This window comes from Photorhabdus sp. RM96S (assembly GCF_042879335.1).
Classification (GTDB): domain Bacteria; phylum Pseudomonadota; class Gammaproteobacteria; order Enterobacterales; family Enterobacteriaceae; genus Photorhabdus; species Photorhabdus kayaii.
In genome coordinates this window covers 1-1,914 of record NZ_JBHFKT010000106.1, presented here as the reverse complement: position 1 = coordinate 1,914, position 1,914 = coordinate 1, and the positions used below count along the sequence as shown (strand labels likewise).

Here is a 1,914-nt window from a genome sequence, read left to right as displayed (position 1 = left end):
CGGACTGAGGCTGGCGGTGTAGGGTAAAATAACGGCCCCGGCACAGAGCCGGGGCGGGTTCTAATCATCATATTTAAAATCTATGTTGATTTTCATTTTATCCAGATCAACCGTGATTTCACATCCTGACCAAGCGGGCAAGCCATTAGTTAGATTATTTTCTATATAATATTTTCTCAGTTCTACTAGAGTCTCTATTAATTTACCATCGACATCTGGGCTATTTGGAACAAACCATTTCTTTTCGCCAAGGTTATCAACATAATCAAATAAAAATTTTGCATGATCATTTTCAGGAGATAGTTCTGCGTCCAGAAAGATCTTAATTGCATTTTCTGGAGCAGCTTCATATAACACTTTTCCTATTCGGGAGTAAATTTCGTCATCAGTTGTTCCCATTATTTACCTCCTGGCGCATTCTTAAATGTTTCTCTAATAGGACGTCCATTATCGATCTGATAAGTTACAGTGATTTTATCAGGTCTAACGCTGTTTCCTATATATGATGGCTCTATCTTCACATTAACTTGTTTCCCATCTTTTAGAGCATTAGCCCAATTGTTCTCCATTTTTTTCCAGGCACTTTTATTAAGGTTACCATTCATTGGAACAATATTGAGCTTTTCACCAGGCCCATTAAAAATACTGGCGATTAAATGGCCGCCTTCATCACCGGCATTTCCACATTTACCACCTTTACATTGTTGATACGTATTACGATCATTCTTCGACCAAGATAGGGTGGCATCCACATTTCCCGTTCTTCCTAATGAGTCAGTATGATAAGTCTTGTTCCCATCCACATGATAGACCGTATTCGGTTCGGGTTTGTTCAGGGCCTTATTCCATCCGCCTTTCTTACCGGAGTCTACCACAACAATGTTTTTCTCTGCTGCCGTATTGCCGGGCTTGCCTCCTCTGCCCATACCACCGGTAACAGCCCCCAGTGCAGCCCCCGCTAAGATTTCTGCTTTCTGTTTATCCAGACCATACTGTGTCTCAAGTTTCTGCGCAAATTCAGTGCTGGTCACAATCCCTGATTCATCGATTTGCTGCATCAGCAAAACAGACAGGTCATTCTTCATACTCCATGGTATATCTTCACCCAGAGCTTTATCGATCGCCTGATGAACCAACATACTGTTGGCTGGGATATCACCGTATTTCTCTTTGCAGGCAGCAGGATCTGACGCACAGGTAACAATTAATTCATTACGCTGTTTCAAACTCAGATCTTCCATTTCTTTTACGATCTGCTGGCAGTCACCGCGTCCCTCACACCCTTTTGCCCTGGCCGCAAAATCCGTTATCTGGTCAGCACTCAAAAAGTTATTCTCAATCGCATTCTTCCCAGCCTGGGCCCCGGTGACGGCGCTTCCGGTGGAGTCACCGGTAATGCCGCCGGCCAGGCCAGCTGCCAGGGTGGAGAGGGTGCTGATGGTCTGTTTTTCCTCTTCACTTAAGTCACTGACTTTAACATTTTCACCATGAATATGCTTCATCAGTTCTCGTGCGGCCAGTTCACCGCCCGCCGCTCCTGCCGCACCGGCTAGCGCATTGTTACCACTGACTTCGGCGGCTACTGCCCCCAGAATGGCATGGGCCAGAGTATTGGTGACGACATCGACTTGATGGGTTTTCGGGTCGGTAGTCAGGTCTTTAATCACCCCGGCGAGGTAAGGGGAAGCGCCGCCCGCCAGTGCCTGACCCATATTTCCGCCAGCGAGTCCCTGAATGGCCGCGGTAGCCGCCTGTAAAGCGGTGTGGTATTTCCCACCGGTGCCCAGGCCAGATTCATTCAATGCCTGGTTATAGGCGGTCTTGTAAATCTGGTCTTTAATTTGTTCCGGGGTGATGTCAGTTTTACCTTTATCCTTCAGTACTTTTATGGCCGCTTCTCTATCCGGGTCACTG

2 protein-coding genes are annotated in these 1,914 nt (G+C 46.6%); both read right to left on the bottom strand.

Annotation, left to right across the window (positions count from 1 at the left end):
* Positions 1–60: 60 nt before the first annotated feature.
* Entirely contained in the window at positions 61–399 is a 339-nt protein-coding gene (locus ACGF49_RS24425) for an immunity protein YezG family protein (protein WP_105397058.1), read from the bottom strand.
* Positions 399–1,914: DNA/RNA non-specific endonuclease (locus ACGF49_RS24420; protein WP_387493263.1), on the bottom strand; the 1,516-nt coding region annotated here is incomplete at its 5' end. The genes ACGF49_RS24425 and ACGF49_RS24420, both read right to left, overlap by 1 nt.